Origin of the sequence: Bacillus sp. T2.9-1 (assembly GCF_950097965.1) — a bacterium.
Lineage (GTDB): Bacteria > Bacillota > Bacilli > Bacillales > Cytobacillaceae > Niallia > Niallia hominis.
Window position 1 is genome coordinate 23,023 of sequence record NZ_CATNHG010000080.1, and the last position, 22,850, is coordinate 45,872.

Sequence of the window (22,850 nt, forward strand, 5' to 3'; positions counted from 1 at the left end):
TTCTTATCGTTGTTTTTTCTTTGCTTCCTTCCAATACCCATCTAATTCCTCTAAGCTCATTTGACTCCATTCCATTCCAGACGCCTTCACCCTCTCTTCTATATAAGAAAAACGCTGAATAAATTTCTTGTTTGTCTGCAAGATAGCAAGCTCAGGATTAACCTTATAAAATCTAGCGATATTTACTAGCGAGAACAAAACATCGCCAAATTCACTTTCTATCCTTTCTTCATTACTTGCCTCTTTTATTTCCTTATCAAACTCTAGAATCTCTTCTTTTACCTTTTCCCAAGCTCCATCTGCATCCGGCCAATCAAAGCCAACCTTTGCCGCTTTTTTCTGTAATTCGTGGGCTTGCATTAAATGTGGTAATGCCTGATTAATTCCATCTAACACAGAATCCTTTTCTTTCTTTGCTTCCTTTTTCTTTGCATTTTGCCAATGCTTCATCACATCATCGACAGATTCCGCCTGTTCCTCTCCAAATACATGAGGATGCCTGCGAATCATCTTATCGGATATTCCCTCGATTACATCATCAATAGAAAAGTAGCCCTCATCTTCTCCTATTTGACCGTGAAGCATCACTTGCAATAACACGTCACCAAGCTCTTCGATAATATGATCAATATCTCCTTCATTAATGGCCTCAATTAATTCATAGCTTTCTTCTAGTAGATACTTACGCAAGCTTTCATGTGTTTGTTTTTTATCCCACGGACAGCCGTTCGGTCCACGAAGCTCCGCTATAATACGTCGTAGCTGAGAAAACTCTTTACGTAATAGCTTTTCCTCCCGAACAGGCGGCACATAGACACTCGTTAGGTTATTTAAGTCCATCTCTCTATCTAACTCATGTAGCTCCATTTCTTTTATGCATTCCAAACTGCTTCCTGCTGCAGTTACAATTTTAATAGGATAGTCATATGGCAGTATATCCATTAGCGTCAGCTTCACTTCAGATGCAGAAAAGACATCATATACTTGGCCAATTATTAAATGATTTCTAAGCTGAATGCTTGAGCGATCAAGGTCTGTTCCATCCAATAATTGAAAGCCCTCAATTGGATCGATTCGCAATGCCTGAAAAATGCTGTCTAAAAAGCTTTGGCCACCGGCTATTTCAATAGAGACCACTCCTTCTCTATCTTTTTCTATTAATAATTGAACCGTTTTTTCCGCAACAAGTGGATGACCTGGAACTGCATATACAACGTCTGTCTCTTTAGCTTTTTCTATTAGAAATGCAACGATTTCTTTATATACTGCTTCAAATTGATCATGTTTCTCATAAATAGAATCAAATGAATAAAACATGACACCTTCCTGTTCAAGGGTTGATATTACCGGGTGATCCTTCGTCCGTACATATACCGCTTTATTCTCATCCATTAAGCTTCGGTAGACACCCAATGGCAGTTGATTTATATCCCCTGCACCCAATCCAATAATCTTTATTTGCTTCATTTAGTTCCCTTCCTTCTTTTCGGTAAAAACCAAATTAGTTTACTTCCTAACGGCAATAGAAGTAATTCCTTCTCTTTAAAAACATTTCCTCGCAAAACAAGAAACACATACACGATGCCGCCTATCATAACACCAGATAATGCTTGTATAGCACTTTTTATGCGATTATTCTCTATAAATTCAAGCAACAACGAGGAAAGAGGTATATATCCTTTTAGAACAAGTAACATTACGAAACTCGCCCCAATAATGATTGCTATCTGCTTTAGATCAATAATTGGCTCCTTGACTATTCTTCTCAATTTTACCACCATTAAAAGTAAAATAATAAATAATATAATGAGCGATGCATAAGCTGCACCTGCAATCCCATAAGAAGAAACAAGGCAGATATTAAGAACATACTTCCCTATAAAACCAAATATAATCAAAATGGCCGGATAGAAAGAATGACCTAACCCTTGAAGAATGGACATTACCGTAACAATAATGGCATTAAAGAAGATAATAAAAAACAAAATGGCAAGGACATGAGACCCAGCATCATTTTCAAAAAGCATCCTGTTTGTCTCATTAATAATCCCGATCAAACCTACAGTAGCACCGAGGCCGATAAAATAACTGACTAAAAGAGAGAAATGAATATTCTCCATTAGATCTTTTTTACTTTCCTTTTGCCGATTCTTTGTAATAAGCGGGACAATACTTAAAGCCATGGATGTGGATATAATACTTCCAATTTGTATGAGCGGCTGCCCTCTATCATAAATACCTTTCATGACTTTAGCCGTTTCATCCGCGACTCCATTTTCGATTAATAAGGCATATAAGTTCAAAGAATCTGCAAGCTGCAATAATATTAATAGCATACTACTAATCGAAATCGTGATTCCCTCAAATATTACTCTTTTAGATAGAAGACGATTTTCCTTGTGAAAAAGGGCGGAAACTCGGAATAGAGAAAAAGATTTTTTTCGATAAAAATAGATTAGTACTAGCAGGGAAAGTAAGCCTCCTATGACAGAACCAAACATAGCCCCAGAACCAATCGCATACAAGGAATATCTTTTATAGGAAAAAAAGACAGCAACAAATAAGATAATCCCAACTCTAAGCAGTTGTTCACTCACCTGTGATACTGCTGTCGGAATCATATTGCCCTCCCCTTGAAAGATTCCTCGCAAAATAGCTGTCAATGGAGAAAAAAGAAATGCAAAAGAAATCACCTTCAACAAAGATGCTAAATAGGGATCTCCCATCCAAGTAGCCAGTCTTCCGGCATTGAAAAACAAAATAAGAAAAGCAGCAATCCCTATGGGAAAAAACAAGTAAAAAGAGGAACTCACAAGTCTATTTATACCCGATTGGTTCCCCTCTACTTTCATTTCCATATACAATTTTGATAGGACTACTGGAAAACCATATGTAGATAAAGCAATAATTACCCCGTAAAAAGGATAAACCTGCTGATAAATATAAAATCCTTTATCACCGACAATATTTTGAAACGGTATTCGATATACAGCGCTTAGTACTTTAGTTATTAAGGCAGCTAACATCAGAATAAAAGCGCCTTTAAACCAGACATTTGATTGCGAAGTCTTCACATGTCTAGCTCCTTCCATAATTACTTCGCCTTGTATTATAGCATAGTTGGAAGGAAGATGCCTGCTTACATCCATATCCTTCCTTTCTACCTACTAATAATTAAGAAACACTGTCAACAAGCCGTTTTCCAATTATTTGTTTATACAGACCTGGAAAGAAGCGCTCTTAATGTCCCTCTATATAAAGCTTAAAAGGAGGATAAGCAGCAAAGGAATAAATAGTAATAAATATCCAATTGGATTTGCAAAGTTTATTGTCCAACCAATTCCAAATCTCTTTTCAACAAAAATAGAAGGATCATTTTTATTAAAGTAAAACAAGCCACCCTTCCAATGGTTATCAGCATCAAAAGTGGAAATTTCCTGCGTTTCTTGCTCTTTTCCATCTAATTCCCGATTTAACCGCTCTACCTTAAACGTAAATACAATGGTACAAATTAATAGGACTACTGTAAGGAGGAGAGGAATAATAACTATCATGTAATCACTGAAAATATTATTGTATAACGTTGTTAATTGTAAAAGAATGAACAGAACAGTTATGGTAATGGATATAAGAAGATTAAGCCAGCTTGAATATTTACGATACTTTAGCTGTCTTCGCTTGGATGCTTGTTTATTATTAGCAATTATTTTGATCCCTGATCTCTTTGTCGCTATATTAATACCTAAAAACATGAATTGCATTGTTAGCAAAACGAGAAGCAATGACACAGAAGAGATAGGTGTCTTTGTCGTAAATCGATCAGCTTTACCATCAGCTCCCCAGTGCACAGGTATCTCTGTCGGCAACACATCATATTGAGTTGCAGTAAAAAGAAGGAATCCTACCGTAATAATCATCGGAATTAGAAACACATACCACGGAAGCATTTCATCCTTTTGTCTAATCCCAAGCTCTGTTACACTTACTACTTTTAACTGTTCTTCCCATTTATTTTCACCTTTCAATTCAAGCATTTTCCCATGAAAATAGAAATAAAGGCTAAAGCTCCAAAATAAAGTTCCAAACAAAAGAAACGTTCCAACAATCGCTACTTGATTGGCTTGGGGACTATTGGTTGCTTGCCAAATGCAATAAGCAAGAAGAAGAAGAAGAGCAGGTACCACAATTAAAAGAGAATATCTTTTTTTATATACAGAAATTTGTGGATGCTTTATTTGTGTACTTGGAATGGAAACCCCAAATACGATTGTTTTTCTTATTAGAAAAGGGATAGCTGCCTCAAGCATGACTGTTAACAACATCATCATAATAAATATAAGTGCTTCCATTACTATTCCTCCTTCAAGTTTTGAATAATTGATTTTGCTATGCTTAATATGTCTTCCTCATTCATCCCTAGCACTAATGCTTCCACTATAGTCGGCTTTAAATTATCTGATGTTCTGTTTTTCTCTTCTTCAGATAGCTTTCGATTAGCGGTTCGGATAACTGCACCAGATTTAGGAATAATTTGAATTAGTCCCTTTTTCTCTAATTCGTGATAGCTTTTATTTACAGTATGCATATTTACGCCTAAATCAGCTGCCAATGAACGAACAGAAGGCAATACATCTCCATCCTGTATATCTTTTCTTATTACCCCTATCATAATTTGCATCGAAAGCTGTTCGTAAATCGGCATTTCTAAATCAGGATTAATTTGAATATACATAATCATCCACCTTAAACTGTTATATACTTATTATAACAATGTTGTTCTAGTTTGAATAGAACAATATTCATTTTCCAAATAAAAAATGAAGTTCCTATTATTTATGTAAGTACAAAAAAAGTCGACAACTCCAATTCCTGAGTTTGTCGACGGTTTAAACAATATATGGATTAGTAAAAGAAAACGTTATGCAAGCATGATTATGATTCCATTTGGCGAGCTAAAAATCCTGCCGCAGTCTCTACAGCCTTTTTCTCTACATCACCAAGGGAGTCTTCTTTTGAAAAGATGACAACCGCTCCAATTGGATCTCCATTTGCAATGATTGGACCAATTGTATAAGCAGAAATAGTTTCGGTAGTACCATCCACTAAGGAAACTTGATCTTGTTGATTCATAAGAATAGTTCCTCTATCTTCCATTGCCTTTTCCACTATATTACTAATATTTTTATTTAAATAGTCCTTCTTCGATCCACCCGAAACGGCAATGTAAGAGTCTCTGTCACAAATCAATACAGCACTTCCTAAACTGTCATAAAGAGCTTCTGCATACTCTTTAGCAAAATCACTTAACTCACTAATCGGTGAATATTTCTTTAAAATTACTTCTCCATCTCGATCAACAAAAATCTCTAATGGATCACCTTCACGAATTCGTAATGTTCTTCTGATTTCTTTTGGGATAACGACACGACCCAAATCATCGATTCGACGCACAATTCCAGTTGCTTTCATTCCGTGTTGCCTCACTTTCATCAGATGATTTTTAAAATTGGTGAGTGCATTCTCACTATACATGAAATGTTCACCATATTTAAACATAGTATCTTTCATATGGTAAGTTCTATACATTAATCATGCAAAATTTTCTCTAGGTAGCTTTATTTTCCTTGGTGAATATTTCACCTAACAAAAACATTTACCATATTTTTAACAAGCGGGAATATTATATCCCAAATTTTGGTATAACCATTTATTTATTCCGGTACTTAACTTAGATGTCATTTAATGAGAACTTTTTATCCTTTATCTATATTTGTGTATACCCTTGTCCCCCCTTATTAAACATTCGTTTTCCACAATTTTCTTCATAACTTTGGGTATTAAAGAGGTTTGGACATAAGTATTCCAGCCAAACAAAAAAGCCAAACAATCCACACGTAAATATGGGTTGTTTGGCTTTTATTCACATTTTTATTCGTCATCTACATTTACTTAGTAACTTCCTCTGGTTCTTTTTTAAAGGTACTCAATGCTTCTATCATTTCTTGACACACCTTAAGCCATTTGTCCTTCTCTACACCCTTTACATGGAAGATCATCTTTAGTTTTCTTCCTTCCATGCCAAGACCAATCATTTTGCCATATTTAGAACTTTTCTCAAATATTTTTTGACCATCCATGCGGTCACTACCTTGTTCTGATAAGAGAATCAGCACTTCTTCCTTTGTTTGTTTAATTAATTCTACTCCAGCTTGCTTCCCATAAATCTTCATTTCTGTAATCCTGAAAAGATTAGAAACTTCCTCTGGATAGTCTCCAAAACGGTCTGTTAATTCTTCTCTTAGTTCTTCCATATCATCTAAAGTTGCAACGCCTCTAAATCTTTTATACATTTCAATCTTTTGCTGTCCGTCGCTTATATAGAACTCAGGAATATAGGCATCAATATCTAAATCAATTTCGATTGTTCGTTTTTGTTCTTCATCTATGGTGCCTCTTCTCTCTTCAATCGCCTCTTTCAGCATCTGAGAGTATAAATCAAATCCGACAGAATCAATAAATCCATGCTGCTGAGCACCTAGGAGATTTCCAGCCCCACGAATCGTTAAATCCCGCATGGCAATTTTAAAACCAGACCCTAACTCTGTAAACTCTTTAATTGCCTGCAGCCTTTTTTCCGCTACCTCTGTTAAGACCTTATCCTTCTTATACGTAAAGTAAGCATAGGCTACTCGATTAGAACGACCTACTCTTCCCCGTAATTGATAGAGCTGCGATAGCCCCATGCGATCTGCGTCTTGGACAATCAATGTATTTACATTCGGAATATCTACCCCTGTTTCAATAATGGTTGTACTTACTAAAACATCGTATTCTCCTTCTAAAAATCCAAGCATTACTGATTCTAATTCATTTTCCGTCATTTTACCGTGTGCATATGTTACTCTTGCATCAGGGACTAACATGGATATCTCTTCCGCTTTTCTTTCAATATCTTCTACACGATTGTATAGAAAATATATTTGCCCATTTCTTGCTAGCTCTCTTTCAATCGCTTCTCTTACAAGTCCACCATTATACTCCATTACATAGGTCTGAATAGGAAATCTATTTTCAGGAGGTGTTTCGATGACAGATAAATCTCGTACACCTAACATCGACATATGGAGTGTTCTTGGAATTGGGGTTGCTGTTAATGTCAACACATCAACATTTGTTTTTAACTGTTTAATTTTCTCCTTATGCGTTACCCCAAATCGCTGTTCTTCATCAATAATTAACAAACCTAAATCTCGATAGGAAATATCCTTAGAAAGAATCCGATGTGTTCCTACAACAATATCAATAGTTCCCGCTTTTAGCCCTTTTATTGTATCGTTTTGCTGTTTTCTCGTCCGGAATCTACTTAATAAACCTATTTCAATCGGATAATCTTGAAAACGCTCTCTCAACGTTTCATAATGCTGTTGAGCTAAGATTGTCGTTGGCACTAAGAAAGCAACTTGTTTTCCATCAGCTATCGCTTTAAAAGCTGCACGAATAGCAACCTCTGTTTTCCCATAACCAACATCTCCGCAAAGAAGGCGATCCATCGGTCTTTCTCTTTCCATATCCTTTTTAATTTCATGAATGGAGCGCAACTGATCCTCTGTTTCCTGATAAGCAAATGCTGCTTCAAATTCCCGCTGCATTTCTCCATCTGGAGAGAACCCATAGCCAACAGATGCCTCTCTTTCTGCATATAGCTTTATAAGATCATCGGCTATATCTTGAACAGAAGACTCTACCTTTTTCTTCACACGCTTCCAATCATTGCCGCCTAATTTATATATTTTCGGTTCTTTACTCTCTGACCCTACGTATTTTTGAACTAAGTCAATTTGTTCAACAGGAACATATAGCTTATCATTTCCTTGATATCGTAAATGTAAATAATCCTTGTGAACACCATTTATTTGAAGTGTTTCAATTCCAAGATATTTACCAATTCCATGGTTAACATGAACAACATAATCTCCAACATTTAATTCCGAATAGCTTTTTATTCTTTCCGCGTTTGATAGCTTTTGTCTTCTTTTAGAGATTTTTTTTGTTTTTGTTTTAAATAATTCCTCTTCTGTTATTACAGCTAGCTTTAAAATAGGAAGTTCAAATCCTGATTGCAGATGCCCTTCTACTAGTTGGATTTTCCCTTCAGCAATCTTCTTGGCATTCTTTTGAATCATTACTTCCATATCATAATCCCGTAGAACTTGATCTAGCTTTTCTATACGTTCCCCACTATTACCAAGCAATAAAACGGTGTAATGATTCTTTTTCCATCTTTCTATTTCTGTTTTTAACACATTCATTTGACCATGAAAATTTTGCATTTGTTTACAAGAAACATTGATTATATTCTGCGGATTAGTATTTGGCACATGGCGTAAGAACAAAGATAGATAGACAATTGGCTGTTTTGCTTGATGTAAAAGATGGCTTATACTTTGGGATAAGGTTAATCCATGAATGATTGCTCCCTCGCCTAATAAGCTCGTATACCAATCAGCCTCTTCCTTCTCTAGCGTGTCGTTCATTTCTTGCACTCTACTAATTTCATCAATAATTAAAAAGCCGTTTGTCGGTAAATAGTCTATTAAACTTACATGTTCCCCATAAAGAATGGATAAGTATTTATATAATTGTTCTGGCTTTTGTCCATTTCTTAACTGTTCTATTTCTCTGCCTATGTTTTGCGCAAGTAACGTTTTCGTCGCTTCATCTTTTATCTTTTTTAAACTTTGAGCTAGGCCCTTTTCCAGCTTGCTTAATAGTTCATCGACTGCTTTTTCATCATAAAGAATTTCTGTAGCCGGCCCAATGCTAACCACTTCTTTCTTTTCTTTCGAGCGTTGATCCTCAAGTGAGAAAGCCCTGATGGAATCAATTTCCGTATCAAATAATTCAATGCGAAGAGGATCTTCTTCTGTCAATGGATAGATATCTAATATTCCACCACGCACACTAAATTCTCCAGGTGAAGAAACCATTTCTGCTCGCACATATCCCATATGAACAAGCCTTAATAAAAATGCCTCTAAATCCAAATCCTGCCCTATCTCAAGCTTTAATTGCGCTTCCTTCCATAGCTTTTTTGGAGGCAGCAACTTTCTTAGCCCGGCTACTGGAACAATCATGATTCCTGATTTTTTCTTAGCCCAATAGTTCAATACTTCAATACGCTGTGCCTTAAGCTCTGGACTCGCAATACTAATCTCAGCAGCAATTAATTCATTCGCTGGATAAAGGAAGACTTCCTTTTCATCCACAATATTTGTAATATCATCATATAGCTTTTGTGCTTGCAATAAATTATGTGTCACTATTAATAAAGGTTTCTTCGTTTTTTCGTAAATAGAAGTCATATATAAAGTACGTGCTGAATTGGAAAGACCTGAAACTAATTGCTCATGCAATCCAGCCTCTAATCCAGAAATGACATTTTGTATATCTTCTTGCTGTTTAAATAACTCTTTTAGCCCTAACAAAAAATTTTCCCTCCCATTTAAAAGCAAAGGCACCATAATAAGTGGTGCAGAGCTAGTTTGTTTATACATTTTAGTAAAGTGACATAGCACTAGCTATCTAGCCCTTTTCTAAGATAAGCACTTAACCTATAATCTGTTCCTATCTTATATAAATATTTATAATTGCCATCTATTTAGTTCTTATAAAGACATCATCTATATGTTTCTTTTGAAAAAGCTGTTTTCTAAAAGATTGTTACTTTCTCAATATGATAAATAAACAATTAGAGATACTGAGCAGCCTGAGAAGCTGCGTGAAAGTCCAAGCTCCCACACGCAGTAGCCTGAGAAGACTTGACCCTCTCCTAAAAGCGGCTTTGTTAAAATGTGGAGAAAATACTCCTTTATGTTGTTATATACGAGATATCTTGCCTATATTCCTGCTACAAAAGAAAACATGTATATAGACAACGGAAAAATGCTTTGGATTAGTCCAAAGCTTTTTTCCTAATTAAAAACAGTATCTTTTTAAACAGTCTATTAATGAATCAAATAATCATTTTCATAGTAACCAGGATTTTTAGACAATGATTCTTGACAATCCTCACAAATTGATTTTACCTCAATATCTCCTGTTTGATGATATTGAATCATTTCTGAACGATCTTCATCTGTTAAATGATTGAATCCTAAGCGATTTGCTTCTACTGCTCCTGTATCAAGTGAACCTATATGCACACCACAATGTCTGCAATGATAATGTATAGCCATTCCAAGGCCTCCTTACTAGCACATTATAATAATGCTAGTATTAACCTATTCGTAGCTAAATATAACCGAATAAACAGGAATGGAACAATATCTTACTGGATATTATATTTATTCATTACTTGCAAAAAAGGTTCCTCAGCCCATTGTGCACATGCGTCCGCGCATTTTCTGATCGTTCCCTCTAATATGTCCATTTCTTCTTTTGTAAATTTTCCAAGGACATAATCAACAACCTTCATACCATTTTTAGGACGATCAATTCCAACTCTTATACGATTAAATTTTTCTGTCCCAACATGAAGAATCGTAGACTTGATCCCATTATGTCCACCAGAGCTTCCCTTTTGACGAAGTCTAATTTTCCCAACAGGTAAGTCTAAATCATCATAAATGACTACTAAATCCTCTGGCTCAAGATTATAGTAATCCATAATCGGACGAATTGATTCTCCTGAGAGATTCATATATGTAAGCGGCTTTAGTAAAATTATTTTTTCGCCCCCAATATTCCCTATTCCAAAATTCCCTTTGAATTTCGCTTTATCTAATGGAATATTGTAATGGTTGGATAAAAAATCTATTACTTCAAAACCTATATTATGTCTTGTTCTATCATATTGCTTCCCTGGATTCCCAAGGCCCACGATTAATTTCATGACAATCCCCCTGATTTATTAATCACTATGTAAGCTATATATGAAAAAGGTTTGGCCAATAGAAACACTTACCGGTCAAACCTTTTTTTGCTAGCCTTCTTTAGAAATGTACTTTCTAAACGTACAGGGAGAATTCATTTGTAGGAATTGCATTACTCTTCTTTTGTATCCGGCTCCGTTTCTCTGCCTTCTACATTATCAGGCATTCCTTCTTCTTGTTGTTCTCCTGTACTAATCTCTTCTTCCTGTCTTGGAGCAAGAATTGATGCGATTACTTCTTCTTGTTCATGGTCTATTTCTATTTTATCATAACCCTTAACATCTCCGACAGTAATCGTATCTCCAACTTGGAGTTCTGTTACATCAATATCAATACTAGTCGGTATGTCATTAGGTCTTGCTGTTACTGTTACTTCATGTAATGCCTGCTGCATAACGCCGCCATCTTTCACTCCAGCTGCTTCTCCCACTAAGGAAACTCTCACTGGTGCACTGATAGCTTTTGATAAATCAACTGCCAAGAAGTCCACATGCAGTACTGCTCGCTTTATTGGATCGGAATCATATTCATTTAAAACGACATTATAGGTTTCCCCGTCGATATCCAGCGAAATAACACCATTTCTTCCAACCTCACGAATCGTTTTTAAGAAATTTGCCTCACTTAAGGAAATCGACGTATTTTCTACTTTTGATCCATACACAATTCCTGGGATTTCTCCCTCATTTCTTAATTTCGTTAAGCTTGAATGCTTGTCTGTCATACGTTTTTTTGCTTGTAAAGTTGTCGTCATTATTTCACCTTCCATTATTTATTCAATGAACACTCTTATATAAAAAATGCCCTAAATGGAAGAAATTTAAACATAGAGAATTTTGCTTCTCTATTAAATAGAGTACGACAATACTAATAGTCGCCTGCCAAAAGGCAAGCGACTAATCAGAAAGTTTTGCTTTTAAATCTATCAATCAAATAAGAAACTTACAGACTGATCTTGATGTACACGTAAAATAGCCTCACCTAGTAAATCAGCAACTGATAATTGGATGACATTCGCAGAAAGTTTCTTGTCTCCAAGTTCAATAGAGTTTGTTACAACCAGCTCTTTAATTTTGGAATTATTGATTCTATCCATTGCAGGTCCTGATAATACGGGATGTGTACAGCATGCATAGACTTCTTTAGCGCCATTTTCAGCAAGAGCATTAGCACCGAGTGTGATGGTACCAGCTGTATCAATAATATCATCGATAAGAATGGCAATTTTCCCTTCTATATTACCAACAATATTCATTACTTCCGCAACATTTGGTTTTGGTCTTCTTTTATCAATAATAGCAATTGGTGCTTTTAATCGTTCTGCAAGCTTTCTTGCTCTCGTAACACCACCGTGATCTGGTGATACAATAACAAGTTCTCCATCAAATTCACGCTGACTGAAATAGTTGCCTAGGATTGGTACACCCATTAAGTGATCAATCGGAATATCGAAGAATCCTTGAATTTGCGGGGCATGCAAGTCTAATGTAATAACACGGGTTGCTCCAGCAGTTTCTAGTAAATTTGCTACTAATTTTGCTGTAATTGGTTCACGTGCTCGTGCTTTTCTATCTTGTCTAGCATAACCATAATAAGGAATAACTAGGTTAATCGTTTTAGCTGATGCACGCTTTAATGCATCAATCATAATTAACAATTCCATAATATGTTCGTTAACAGGTGCACTAGTTGACTGAATGACATATACATCACAACCACGAATACTCTCTTCAATATTAATTTGAATTTCTCCATCGCTAAAACGCGTCACAGAACATTTCCCTAATTCTACTCCAATTGACTCTGCAATTTCTTGCGCTAATGCTGGATTAGAGTTTAAACTGAATACCTTCAAATTTGGATCTAAATTCTTAACTGGCATGCTGAACCTCCACTGGTCTTTTTCCACTAATGATACGAAGAATGTATGAATAAAAGCTACTTATTCTTCTCTTTTTTAAATCTGATTATTTACGTTTGTAATTCTCTTTATTAACTTGACGGGAACGGGCAATGGATAGTGCCTCAGAAGGAACATCATCTGTTATGGTGGAACCTGCTGCAACATAAGCACCTTTACCAATTGTGACAGGAGCAATTAAATTGGAATTGCAACCAATAAATGCGCCATCTTCTATTGTAGTCATAAACTTATTCTTGCCGTCATAATTAACCGTGATTGTACCACAGCCAATATTTACATCATTGCCAACACTTGCATCTCCAATATAACTCAAATGGGATGCTTTACTTCCTTTTCCAAATGTCGCTTTCTTAATTTCAACAAAATTCCCGATCTTCACTTCATCATTGATTGTAGACGCTGGTCGAATATGAGCAAATGGTCCTATATTCACATCTGAACCTATGCTACTATCATGTGCAACAGATTGTTTGATAGCTGTATTATTTCCAACAATACAATTATTTATTTCTGTATTGGGTCCTATGATACATTCTGAACCTATTACAGTCGTACCTTTAAGAATACTCCCTGGGTATATAACAGTATCTTCCTTAATCGTTACATCTGCTTCGATATACGTATTTAATGGATCAATAAGCGTTACTCCATTTCGCATATGCAGTTCATTAATACGTTTTCTCATAATTGCTTCTGCTTCCGATAAAGCCACACGATCATTCACACCAATGGTTTCATCAAAATCATTTGTTTGGAATGCACTAACTGTTTCTCCCTGCTGCTTTAAAATCTCAATAACATCTGGCAAATAATATTCACCTTGAACATTTTCGTTCGAAACGTTATTTAATGCCTGGAATAACAATGCATTATCAAATACATAGGTACCTGTATTAATTTCTGTTATTTTTCTTTCCGCTTCCGTAGCATCTTTATGTTCGACTATTTTTTCTACTACTCCCATTTCGTTACGAACAATTCTACCGTAACCATCTGGTTTACTTGCTTCTGCAGTTAAAATGGTTGCCTTTGCTCCCATTTTCTCATGTTGTAAAAAGAGCGCTTCTATAGTCTCACTCGTCATAAGTGGTGTATCCCCACAAATAACTAATGTCACTCCATCTTTGTCTCCAAGAATATCTTTTGCTTGTATTACCGCATGTGCTGTTCCAAGCTGTTCTTGTTGATACACATAATTAACACTATTGCCAAGCTGTGCTTTTACTTTTTCTGAACCGTGGCCAATTACTGTTACGATTGAATCCACTTGTAGCTTCTCTACTTGATCTACAACATGCTGTACCATCGGTTTTCCACAAACAGGATGAAGTACTTTATAAAGCTTTGACTTCATTCTAGTTCCCTGTCCTGCGGCTAAAATCACTGCGTAACGAGTTGTCATTCACAGGCCTCCAATAACCTTTTTATCCACTAAAAAATATATCTTAAATACCTCTTGATTTCAAGGAAGGATTCACATTTTATGTATGGTTATTTAGAAAAGTTTCTTTTTTATACTAATTATTTGCTTATTCCGTACCAAAAATAAATTTATCTAAATAGGAAAAACACTAATAATTGCTTAAGAGAGAGGATCTTACTTTCATTTCACTTTTTAAGAGACCACCATAGTAGGACTTCCTTGCTTTAAGCAATAGGGGATTCTTCTCTTACTCTACATGAAACGGATTAAATATACCGAAAAAGTCAGGGATATAAATTATTTCTTAACTATTTTATGATACTAAAAGTAAAAGAGGTTTTCATTGGAAAATAAAGGGGTATATAGAAGTGTAATACATTTATTATGACCTATATGTATAATTCTCTTTGTGCTATATAGTGCTTATTTTACTGCTTTGTATCTCAACCGCTTTTTAATAGGTAAAAAAAAGAGCCTTACTCTTAGGAAGTAGGCTCTAGCTGCAGATTATTTTAGGAAGCTCCAGCTTCTTCAAATTCAATTTCTAATTCACCCAGGCGGTGGTATTCTGCCAAAACTGCTTCCTGGATTTTTCCTCTTGTACCAGAGTTAATTGGATGAGCGATATCTCTAAATTCACCATCCGGTGTTCGCTTACTTGGCATCGCTACAAATAATCCATTATTTCCATCAATTACCCTAATATCGTGAACAACAAATTCATTATCTAGTGTAATAGAGGCAATAGCTCTCATTCGTCCATCCGTATTAACTCGGCGTAGCCTTACATCAGTTACTTCCATCCTGTTCACCACCTTTACTAGAAGATAAAATCTAGTTAATAAATTCAACAGAACTTTCATAACTCCTTCTTAAAAGGCGAAATTTTTTAGAATATTTCGGATAAAATAAAGAAAAATTGCCGAAAAGTGATAAAATCCTCGCTTTTTCACTAAAACTTCGACTATTCTTCATATGAATTACCTTACTTACAAAGAGCAATTACCTCGATTTCAACCAATACATCTTTCGGTAACCTTGCTACCTCTACACAAGATCGAGCAGGTTTATGCGTTGAGAAATATTCCCCATATACCTCATTAATTGCTTGAAAGTCTTCCATATTTTTAATAAATACAGTCGCTTTAACAACCGTTTCAAACGATGCCCCCGCTTCTTTTAAAACGGCAGCTAAATTTTTAAATACTTGATGTGTCTGTGTCTGAACGTCTCCCTCGATTAAGGTCCCTTCAGCAGTTAAAGGAATTTGACCTGAACTGAAAAACAGATTATTAACAATAATACCTTGAGAATATGGCCCGATAGCTGCTGGTGCATTACTTGTTTGAACAACTTTCATGTGTCTTTTCCCCCTAAGATCTATTTTTTGTCAAAATAATTGCCATTTTTCACTGAAATTTTCTTTTCTTTCACATCAACGCCTGATAATTTCACTAGTGATAAATAATCATCTACTAATCTTTCTTCCGCTTCTTCTGCCTCAACTAATACTGCTATTCCTGCAACACTTGCATTGAATTCCTCTAACAAGCTAATCATACCGTTGATGGTACCACCAGCTTTCATAAAGTCATCCACAATCAAAACTTTTGAACCATCTTCCAAGCTTCTTTTTGACAATAGCATGGTTTGAATTCTTTTAGTAGAACCAGAAACATAGTTGATACTTACAGTAGAACCTTCTGTTACTTTACTATCTCTTCTAACCATAACTACAGGAACATTTAAATAATTCCCTACTGCATACGCCAAAGGAATTCCCTTTGTTGCTACTGTCATGACTACATCTATATCCGTATCAGCAAAAGCTGATGCAAAAAGCCTACCTACTTTTTGAACGGTAGCCGTGTTGCCTAATATATCGTTCATATATAGGTACCCACCTGGCAATAGTCTTTCCGGGCTTTTAATTAAATCGCAAAGCTCCTCAACAAATGGTTTTGCTTCCTCTTCACTGACTCTTACTTGATACTTTACTCCACCAGCAGCTCCTGGCAATGTATGTAACGTCCCTATTCCTCTTTGCTCAAAAGTTTCCTTAATAATAGCCAAATCTTCACTTATAGAAGACTTGGCCGAACTGTATTTTTCTGCAAAATAAGAAAGAGACACTAATTGCCTAGGATGCTCCAGCAAGTAATTCGTCATGTCTATTAAACGTTCACTACGACGAAACTTCATAACAGAACCCCCAAAATCCGAATATTTAAGGACAATATTACATTATTATACGGATTTAATCAAGAGTATGTCGCTGTCCAATCATTCTAACTGCAAATACTTGGTCACAAAATCCTCTTAATCCGTTGTAAACACGGTTCATTCTTGAATCATGTTGAATTAATCCGAAAACCGTAGGGCCACTTCCGCTCATAAGTACTGTATCTGCCCCAAACTTACAAATTTGCTCTTTTATTTGGGCAACCTCAGGATATAAGGATAAAGTGACATTTTCTAGTACATTCCCTACACACTCACACATTAAATCATAATCCTTGGATGAAATTGACTCAATCATTTTTTCCGTATTTGGATGCTCAATTGTCTCTACATCTAGTCTTTTATAAATATCAGCTGTTGATACACCAATAAATGGTTTCGCTAAAATAACCCAACAAACTGGAGGTGCAGGTAATTCCTTAATGATTTCTCCTCTTCCAGTTGCAAGTGCGGTTCCTCCGTAGACACAGAAAGACACATCAGATCCTATTTCAGCCCCAATTATCGCTAACTCATCTAATGTTAGCCCTAAACCCCATAACTTATTTAGACCGCGTAATACTGCCGCCGCATCACTGCTTCCTCCAGCTAAGCCGGCTGCCACAGGGATGTTCTTTTCTATTTTTATTTCTACCCCCTTCTTTACACGGAACTTTTCTTTTAATATATTTGCTGCTTGATAAGCAAGATTACGTTGGTCATCAGGAACAAATCTATTAAGAGAAGTTATTTTTATTACATCGCTATCTAGCAGTGCTAGCTCAATTCTATCTGCTAAATCAATTGTTGTCATAATCATTTCTACTTCATGATACCCATCAGGTCTCTTACGAAGCACATCCAATGACAAATTGATTTTAGCTGGCGCTTTAACCAAAAGCTTCAATATTTCCACCCACTTAACAAATTTCATCATTTACTTTTTTCCTCTCACTAAAGAAAACAGCTTTCCTTGGAAGGAGGTAATAATAGTAGGCTAGACGAACTCTATCTTTTCCTTATTCCGTACCTATCTAAGCATTATGCTCATCTAATCTTCTATTTCGATATAGTGATTTTACCACAAATTAGTCTATTACATGTAATAGAGATTATGATTTCCTGAATTATTATCATGATTTTATAGGTAATATTAACTCATTCATCTTCGAATAAAAAAGGATCTATCATTATCCTTTCTATCTATATTTTGGAATATAGATAGTAGCTAATGATAGATCCTATTGTTACCGTGAGTAAATCCATTGTGATTATAATATAAAAAAGATGGACGTTAAGTGATGTTGAAGTTACTCTTTATTTTGAGTAAGAAGACTTTGTTCTGCAATTTCTATTGCTCTTTTGACCATATTCCCTGCGTCTCTTGCACGAATACCGCCCCAGCCCTCTTGTTGGACCACATCATAGAAACCAAGTTCTTTTGCCAATTCTTCTTTTAATCCTTCAGACATAATTCCTCTTCGTCTACCCATAGTGAATCTCTCCTTTCATCACCCACGGTAGATTTAGTATGTAACTATCATTAGTTTTTCATGTTATCTATTTGTTGCCAAAAGCGATACTTATTTATACATTCACAGCTGACTTTATTAAAAAATGGCCTTGCTTCCATTTTTATTGCATGAAAAAAGCAGCAAACAAATCGTTTACTGCCGCTTAATGCTTTCAAGCAATATATAGTTAGCTTAAAGCAATTTGTCCTGATGTATCCTCAAAGAAGGTAATTTGAACCGTTTCTGTTAAAACATCTGCATAGCTGTATGATACACGTTCAAATGCATTTTCATCCTGATCTAACTCCACTACAAACACAGATGGATAAGTCTCTGCCAACACGCCAGAACGCTCAATTGTCTTTCGACGACCGCCATTTGCCTTCAGCATAAGCCTTTTTCCTAAATTTGAATCAAGAGCCTTTTTTATATCTGATAATGTTTTTGCCATTCGGTCCACCTCACTGTGTAAAGTATATCACACTGACACAACAGAGTCAAATAAAAACATAAATTATAACAGTCTTTTTTGGAAGTTGTCAATATTTTTTATTCTTATTTTTCTCCAATTTTTCAACAAAGATTAGTATGCACGACGTAAAGATAAATATGTAGAAAAATTTGATTTTTTTAAACTGCTGGAAAAAAGGATGCATGATAATCTTAACTGAAACAACAAAGAAACACACAGGATGGATAGCTTAAGCAGTCCTGCTATGCTTGCTTAAGCTATTATCATCCTGTGTGTTCCATTTATTTACCCTTCTTCTGATTGATTCGTATGATATGGCATACCTGTTCGAAGAACTCCTTTGGTTTCTATTCCACCTAACCCTTTTTCGCCAGTTAAGGTATTCCTTAATACATCCCAAACATTTACTCGTTCCATAAATGGCGTAAAACTAATCTTTGCAACAATATAAACCGGATCAAGTGCATGAATATTTACCCTCGAAGGAGAGCTTGCGAAATTAGCACCTGCATAAATAAGGGACTCAAAGTGAGATTGACAAGCACCAGCAAAAATAACTAATTGATCTAAATTAGGAAGCTTCTTTCTCGCTTCTCTGACGGTCTGTACAAAGTATTTTGAATGTCGGTATGCATTAATATCGTTTTTCTCCCCTAACGCCTTAGAATAGGAATCATGCCCTGTTATAACAAGGATATCTGGACGATAATAATCCAAAAGACTGCTTATTTTACTGGGCATCTCTTTTTCATGGCAATGAACTCCATTTACAGGTATTCCAATTTTTTCATATAAAGTTAAACATTTGTTTAAATAATTAGGATCGCCATCAATATGCAGCACTTTGCCTGGTAGTTGAAAATAGTTGGAAGGTTTGCTGTATGCCTCTGTTACTTGATACTCCTGTTTTCTTCTTAAGAGATTCACATCTTGTCGAAATAATTGGAGAGATTGCTCCTCCATCAACTGGACCTTTTGTGAAATTTTCCGTTGCATCGGTTGATTAATTAACACTAAATCCTCATATGGAGCATCTGCAATAAGACGAAAATCCTCCCCATAAAGAATCGCGATTTTTTGACCATTTACCTCTTTCATATCAATTATTCGAAATAACATATCGCATTGATATGATTCTCTTCCGACGATATCCATGATGTTTACAGCCACTGTCGTCACTCCAATTAACCCAAACACGTTTCTGAGTGGTTATTAGTATTCAAAATCTATATCTGATAAATTATGCATATGTCTAGAAAGTTGTGAGCAATTCGAAAGAGAAGAACGAAAACATAAAAGGCTATATTCATCAACAACAAAAAAAGATGAACAGAAAGCTTCTCTCCCCAGTCATTCTTTTAGGGAAAAGAAAATCATCTGTACATCTATTTCTACTCATTATTTAGTAAATATTTCATAAAGAACATCACTTAACTTTGCAAACTCTTCGATAGACAATGATTCTCCGCGTCTAGAAGGCTCAATCCCCGCTTGTTCAAGCGCAGCAATTATTTCACCCTTCTTTTCTTTCCCGCCCTCTAGCTGGCTAGAGAGATTGTTTAAAATCGTTTTTCTCCTTTGAGCAAAGCTTGCTCTTGTTATTTGAAAGAAAAAGTCTTCATTTTTTACCGAAACAGATGGTGTTTTTCGAATAGTTAAACGAATTACAGCAGAATCTACATTTGGTTGAGGAACAAAGACTGTCTTCGGAACAATCATCACTACTTCTGGTTTCGTATAGTACTGAATAGCAATTGAAAGAGATCCATATTCCTTCGTTCCTGGTTTAGCAGATATTCGCTCTGCTACCTCTTTTTGCAGCATGACAACAATGCCTCTTAAAGGAAGTTTCTCTTCCAAAATCTTCATAATGATTGGTGTTGTTACATAATAAGGCAAATTAGCAACGAGCATAATATCCCGAATATCATTAAACTCTGTTTCTAACATTTCCTTTACGTTTGCTTTTAAAATGTCCTGGTGAATAATCTTCGCATGTGGATAAGGCTCAAGCGTTTCGTTTAAAATTGGCAGCAATCGTTGATCGATTTCATATGCAACAACCTTTTTACTTCGCTTCGCAAGCTGTTCTGTCAATGCCCCAATTCCCGGACCAACCTCTATTGCACCCGATTCTTCTGTTAACTCTGCATGATTTACAATATTTCTCAAAATGTTTGTGTCAATTAAAAAATTTTGCCCTAAGCTTTTCTTAAAAGAAAAACCATACTTATCTAGAATTGCTCTCGTTCTTGCTGGTGTTGCGATATCTTTATACATCCTTACCCTCCTGACGCATTTCCTTCATGGCTTGTGCGAACTCTTCCTTAGTAATATGAAACATCAGTAATCTCTTATAAAGCTGTTTCCCATTTGTATACCCAATTTTAAGCAGCTTTCCCAACTGCTCTCTACGCTCCTTAGAATCTGCACCACCAATCAATCCTGCATCTATTAAGTCTTCTTTTGTAATTTCCTCCGTTATCGATTCCTGCATAGGATGAGCATCTTTTAAAGCTTCTCTAATTGCCTCTATTGATGCATGTTCCACCCCAACACCTTTACCATGCTTATGGATTGCAAGCTCCTTTGGTATAAAAGCATGTTTACAATCAGGAATATGTTTTTCAATCGTATGACGAATCTTTTGACCAGGATAGTCTGGGTCGGTTAACACAATAACCCCTCTTGTTTTTTGTGCTAGCTTTATTTTAACCAATGTTTCTTGATTAATTGCTGAACCGTTTGTTTCAATAGTATCTGCATCAACTGCTCGTTTAATAGCAGTTGTGTCATCGCGTCCTTCCACTACTATTATTTCTTTAATCTTCATGGAACCTCCAAAAAATAATTTATAAAATTTGAAAAAAAAAATGAAACATAATTGTAACATGAAACGTCTATATATACAGAGAGAGAAATATTTATAATCACTATCATTATAGCTAATATTTATGTTTTAACAAACGGCGATTTGTTGTGACTAGTTATTATGTGAGAAAATGTGAACAAAAGCAAAGAAAAAGACAGAGGAATTGATTCCTCTGCCAGATTAGCTATCTTTTTATCCTTTAAATAGGTAATAAAGTGTCTAGATTTATTGATTGCTAATTAATTATTTTTATCTTAACTTGCCTGTTACCCCAACGGTAAGCTTCTGCTTTTGTAGAAAAGAAAACATCGATTTTCTGTCCTTTCACGCTTCCACCTGTATCACCTGCAACAGCATAGCCATAGCCTTCAACATAAACCTTTGTTCCTAATGGGATAAAACTTGGGTCGACAGCAATTACTTTTGCATTTGGATTAGCTTTCAGATCAATTCCAGTAGCCGTTCGGCCAGAACATCCATTACAGCTAGCAGTATATGCTGTTGAATTGACGTACACTTCTTTCCCGCTTTCTTCTCCTCGGGATGCTAGTTGTATGACATCGCCTTTTGTTCCAACAGATACAATTTTGTCCTGCTTTTCTTTCACTGTTGTTTCACTGAGTAATTTCCGGGAAATCTCTTTGCCATTTTCCTTGGTAACTTCATACTTTTTAGAGACTAATCCTTCTGTGCCCTTTTTCAGTATCTTCTCAGTACCTGCCGGAAGATTATCGTCCTTTTGGGTAATAACGGCAAAGTTAATCGGTTGTTCCACTACATCGGTGACCTTTTCTATTCTTTTTATATTAACAACAGTTTCCTCTTTCACTTTTTCTTTTAGATCTGGTTCAACTCGGTCTAATTTTGCAAGTGATATCTCATGTTGTGTTAAAAAGTCAGCGACCGTAGTCGAAGTGGACCATACTTGTTTTTTCTCTCCTGCGTCTACTAGTGTTACTGGAAATGCTGTATGTACGACAACTTCCATATTATGTTCTATAGCGTTAGTTTCTTTCTGATTGATCTGATCATGCTCGTTCAAAGAAATTTTTTGTTCTTCTAAAAACTCCTTAACAGTATCTACTGTTGTCCAAACCGTTTTCTTCTCGTCGTCTTTTTGCAATTCAACCTGTTTAGCTTTCTTCCAGACAACTTCAAGGTTATCTGTAACCTTTGTGTTTAACGAGGGAAACACATAATCTTTTGAGCCAATAGCAATGTCCAAGTCATCAAATATTTGTTTTATAGTAGATGAGTGCGTCTCGATGATTTGTTCTTTACCATTTAGCGTCAGCGCCACAGTATTTTTAGTAGTTTCATAAATTATAAAGCCTAAGCTACTTGCAAAAACGATGAAACTAGCTAAAAAGATGGACACCTTTTTCCTGCTCAAAGATTTCGAAAACAGGTTTTTCATGTTTTGGATTACGATGAAAAACGCCTCCTTTTCTCTCGGAGTGATTATATAGAGTATCATGTCTGCTGTCAACCCTT

21 protein-coding genes are annotated in these 22,850 nt (G+C 35.7%); all 21 read right to left on the reverse strand.

From position 1 onward, the window contains the following. Nucleotides 1–3: 3 nt before the first annotated feature. The gene (mazG, locus tag QQZ16_RS08465; RefSeq protein ID WP_031537136.1) at nucleotides 4–1,467 is read right to left on the reverse strand and encodes a nucleoside triphosphate pyrophosphohydrolase; all 1,464 of its coding nucleotides are present in this window, start codon (nucleotides 1,465–1,467) and stop codon (nucleotides 4–6) included. Next, on the reverse strand, nucleotides 1,464–3,074 hold the full coding sequence (locus QQZ16_RS08470; RefSeq protein ID WP_081836616.1) for a putative polysaccharide biosynthesis protein: 1,611 nt from the start codon (nucleotides 3,072–3,074) through the stop codon (nucleotides 1,464–1,466). The genes mazG and QQZ16_RS08470 overlap by 4 nt, the downstream gene beginning before the upstream one ends. A gap of 177 nt (nucleotides 3,075–3,251) precedes the next feature. Continuing rightward, on the reverse strand, nucleotides 3,252–4,349 hold the full coding sequence (locus QQZ16_RS08475) for a DUF1648 domain-containing protein (RefSeq protein ID WP_031537134.1): 1,098 nt from the start codon (nucleotides 4,347–4,349) through the stop codon (nucleotides 3,252–3,254). A 2-nt stretch (nucleotides 4,350–4,351) separates the two neighbouring features. Next, a complete protein-coding gene (locus QQZ16_RS08480; protein WP_031537133.1) occupies nucleotides 4,352–4,732 on the reverse strand; it encodes a GntR family transcriptional regulator in 381 nt (126 codons plus the stop codon). A 200-nt stretch (nucleotides 4,733–4,932) separates the two neighbouring features. Next, nucleotides 4,933–5,469, reverse strand: coding sequence for a stage V sporulation protein T (gene spoVT / locus QQZ16_RS08485; RefSeq protein ID WP_031537132.1), 537 nt, complete (start codon nucleotides 5,467–5,469; stop codon nucleotides 4,933–4,935). 476 nt (nucleotides 5,470–5,945) lie between these two features. Further along, nucleotides 5,946–9,485, reverse strand: coding sequence for a transcription-repair coupling factor (gene mfd / locus QQZ16_RS08490; RefSeq protein ID WP_048719099.1), 3,540 nt, complete (start codon nucleotides 9,483–9,485; stop codon nucleotides 5,946–5,948). Nucleotides 9,486–10,004: 519 nt separating this feature from the next. Next, nucleotides 10,005–10,235: an anti-sigma-F factor Fin family protein gene (locus QQZ16_RS08495; RefSeq protein WP_109768913.1), complete on the reverse strand. Its 231-nt coding sequence runs from the start codon at nucleotides 10,233–10,235 to the stop codon at nucleotides 10,005–10,007. 92 nt (nucleotides 10,236–10,327) lie between these two features. Then, nucleotides 10,328–10,891 carry an aminoacyl-tRNA hydrolase gene (gene pth, locus QQZ16_RS08500; RefSeq protein ID WP_031537129.1) on the reverse strand — a complete coding sequence of 188 codons (564 nt, stop codon included), beginning with the start codon at nucleotides 10,889–10,891 and terminating at the stop codon, nucleotides 10,328–10,330. A gap of 152 nt (nucleotides 10,892–11,043) precedes the next feature. Then, nucleotides 11,044–11,685 (reverse strand): 50S ribosomal protein L25/general stress protein Ctc, encoded by a 642-nt coding sequence (locus tag QQZ16_RS08505; protein ID WP_031537128.1) that lies wholly within the window; start codon nucleotides 11,683–11,685, stop codon nucleotides 11,044–11,046. A gap of 171 nt (nucleotides 11,686–11,856) precedes the next feature. After that, nucleotides 11,857–12,813, reverse strand: coding sequence for a ribose-phosphate diphosphokinase (locus tag QQZ16_RS08510; RefSeq protein ID WP_031537127.1), 957 nt, complete (start codon nucleotides 12,811–12,813; stop codon nucleotides 11,857–11,859). Nucleotides 12,814–12,898: 85 nt separating this feature from the next. Then, nucleotides 12,899–14,257 carry a bifunctional UDP-N-acetylglucosamine diphosphorylase/glucosamine-1-phosphate N-acetyltransferase GlmU gene (glmU, locus tag QQZ16_RS08515; RefSeq protein ID WP_031537126.1) on the reverse strand — a complete coding sequence of 453 codons (1,359 nt, stop codon included), beginning with the start codon at nucleotides 14,255–14,257 and terminating at the stop codon, nucleotides 12,899–12,901. Nucleotides 14,258–14,790: 533 nt separating this feature from the next. Further along, nucleotides 14,791–15,081 (reverse strand): septation regulator SpoVG, encoded by a 291-nt coding sequence (spoVG, locus tag QQZ16_RS08520; protein WP_026574035.1) that lies wholly within the window; start codon nucleotides 15,079–15,081, stop codon nucleotides 14,791–14,793. A 182-nt stretch (nucleotides 15,082–15,263) separates the two neighbouring features. Beyond that, entirely contained in the window at nucleotides 15,264–15,638 is a 375-nt protein-coding gene (locus tag QQZ16_RS08525) for a RidA family protein (RefSeq protein ID WP_031537125.1), read from the reverse strand. Nucleotides 15,639–15,658: 20 nt separating this feature from the next. Continuing rightward, the gene (purR, locus tag QQZ16_RS08530) at nucleotides 15,659–16,480 is read right to left on the reverse strand and encodes a pur operon repressor (RefSeq protein ID WP_109768912.1); all 822 of its coding nucleotides are present in this window, start codon (nucleotides 16,478–16,480) and stop codon (nucleotides 15,659–15,661) included. 55 nt (nucleotides 16,481–16,535) lie between these two features. Continuing rightward, nucleotides 16,536–17,405 carry a 4-(cytidine 5'-diphospho)-2-C-methyl-D-erythritol kinase gene (gene ispE / locus QQZ16_RS08535; RefSeq protein ID WP_048719110.1) on the reverse strand — a complete coding sequence of 290 codons (870 nt, stop codon included), beginning with the start codon at nucleotides 17,403–17,405 and terminating at the stop codon, nucleotides 16,536–16,538. Between the two features lie 403 nt (nucleotides 17,406–17,808). Continuing rightward, a complete protein-coding gene (locus tag QQZ16_RS08540) occupies nucleotides 17,809–17,991 on the reverse strand; it encodes a small, acid-soluble spore protein, alpha/beta type (protein ID WP_031537122.1) in 183 nt (60 codons plus the stop codon). Nucleotides 17,992–18,199: 208 nt separating this feature from the next. Next, on the reverse strand, nucleotides 18,200–18,463 hold the full coding sequence (veg, locus tag QQZ16_RS08545) for a biofilm formation stimulator Veg (protein WP_016204729.1): 264 nt from the start codon (nucleotides 18,461–18,463) through the stop codon (nucleotides 18,200–18,202). A gap of 306 nt (nucleotides 18,464–18,769) precedes the next feature. After that, on the reverse strand, nucleotides 18,770–19,654 hold the full coding sequence (gene yabG / locus QQZ16_RS08550; protein WP_235251652.1) for a sporulation peptidase YabG: 885 nt from the start codon (nucleotides 19,652–19,654) through the stop codon (nucleotides 18,770–18,772). A gap of 228 nt (nucleotides 19,655–19,882) precedes the next feature. Further along, entirely contained in the window at nucleotides 19,883–20,764 is an 882-nt protein-coding gene (rsmA, locus tag QQZ16_RS08555) for a 16S rRNA (adenine(1518)-N(6)/adenine(1519)-N(6))-dimethyltransferase RsmA (RefSeq protein ID WP_235251653.1), read from the reverse strand. Next, nucleotides 20,757–21,317 carry a ribonuclease M5 gene (rnmV, locus tag QQZ16_RS08560; RefSeq protein ID WP_235251654.1) on the reverse strand — a complete coding sequence of 187 codons (561 nt, stop codon included), beginning with the start codon at nucleotides 21,315–21,317 and terminating at the stop codon, nucleotides 20,757–20,759. The genes rsmA and rnmV overlap by 8 nt, the downstream gene beginning before the upstream one ends. Before the next feature lie 274 nt (nucleotides 21,318–21,591). Beyond that, a complete protein-coding gene (locus QQZ16_RS08565; RefSeq protein ID WP_284561285.1) occupies nucleotides 21,592–22,773 on the reverse strand; it encodes a G5 and 3D domain-containing protein in 1,182 nt (393 codons plus the stop codon). Between the last annotated feature and the right edge of the window lie 77 nt (nucleotides 22,774–22,850).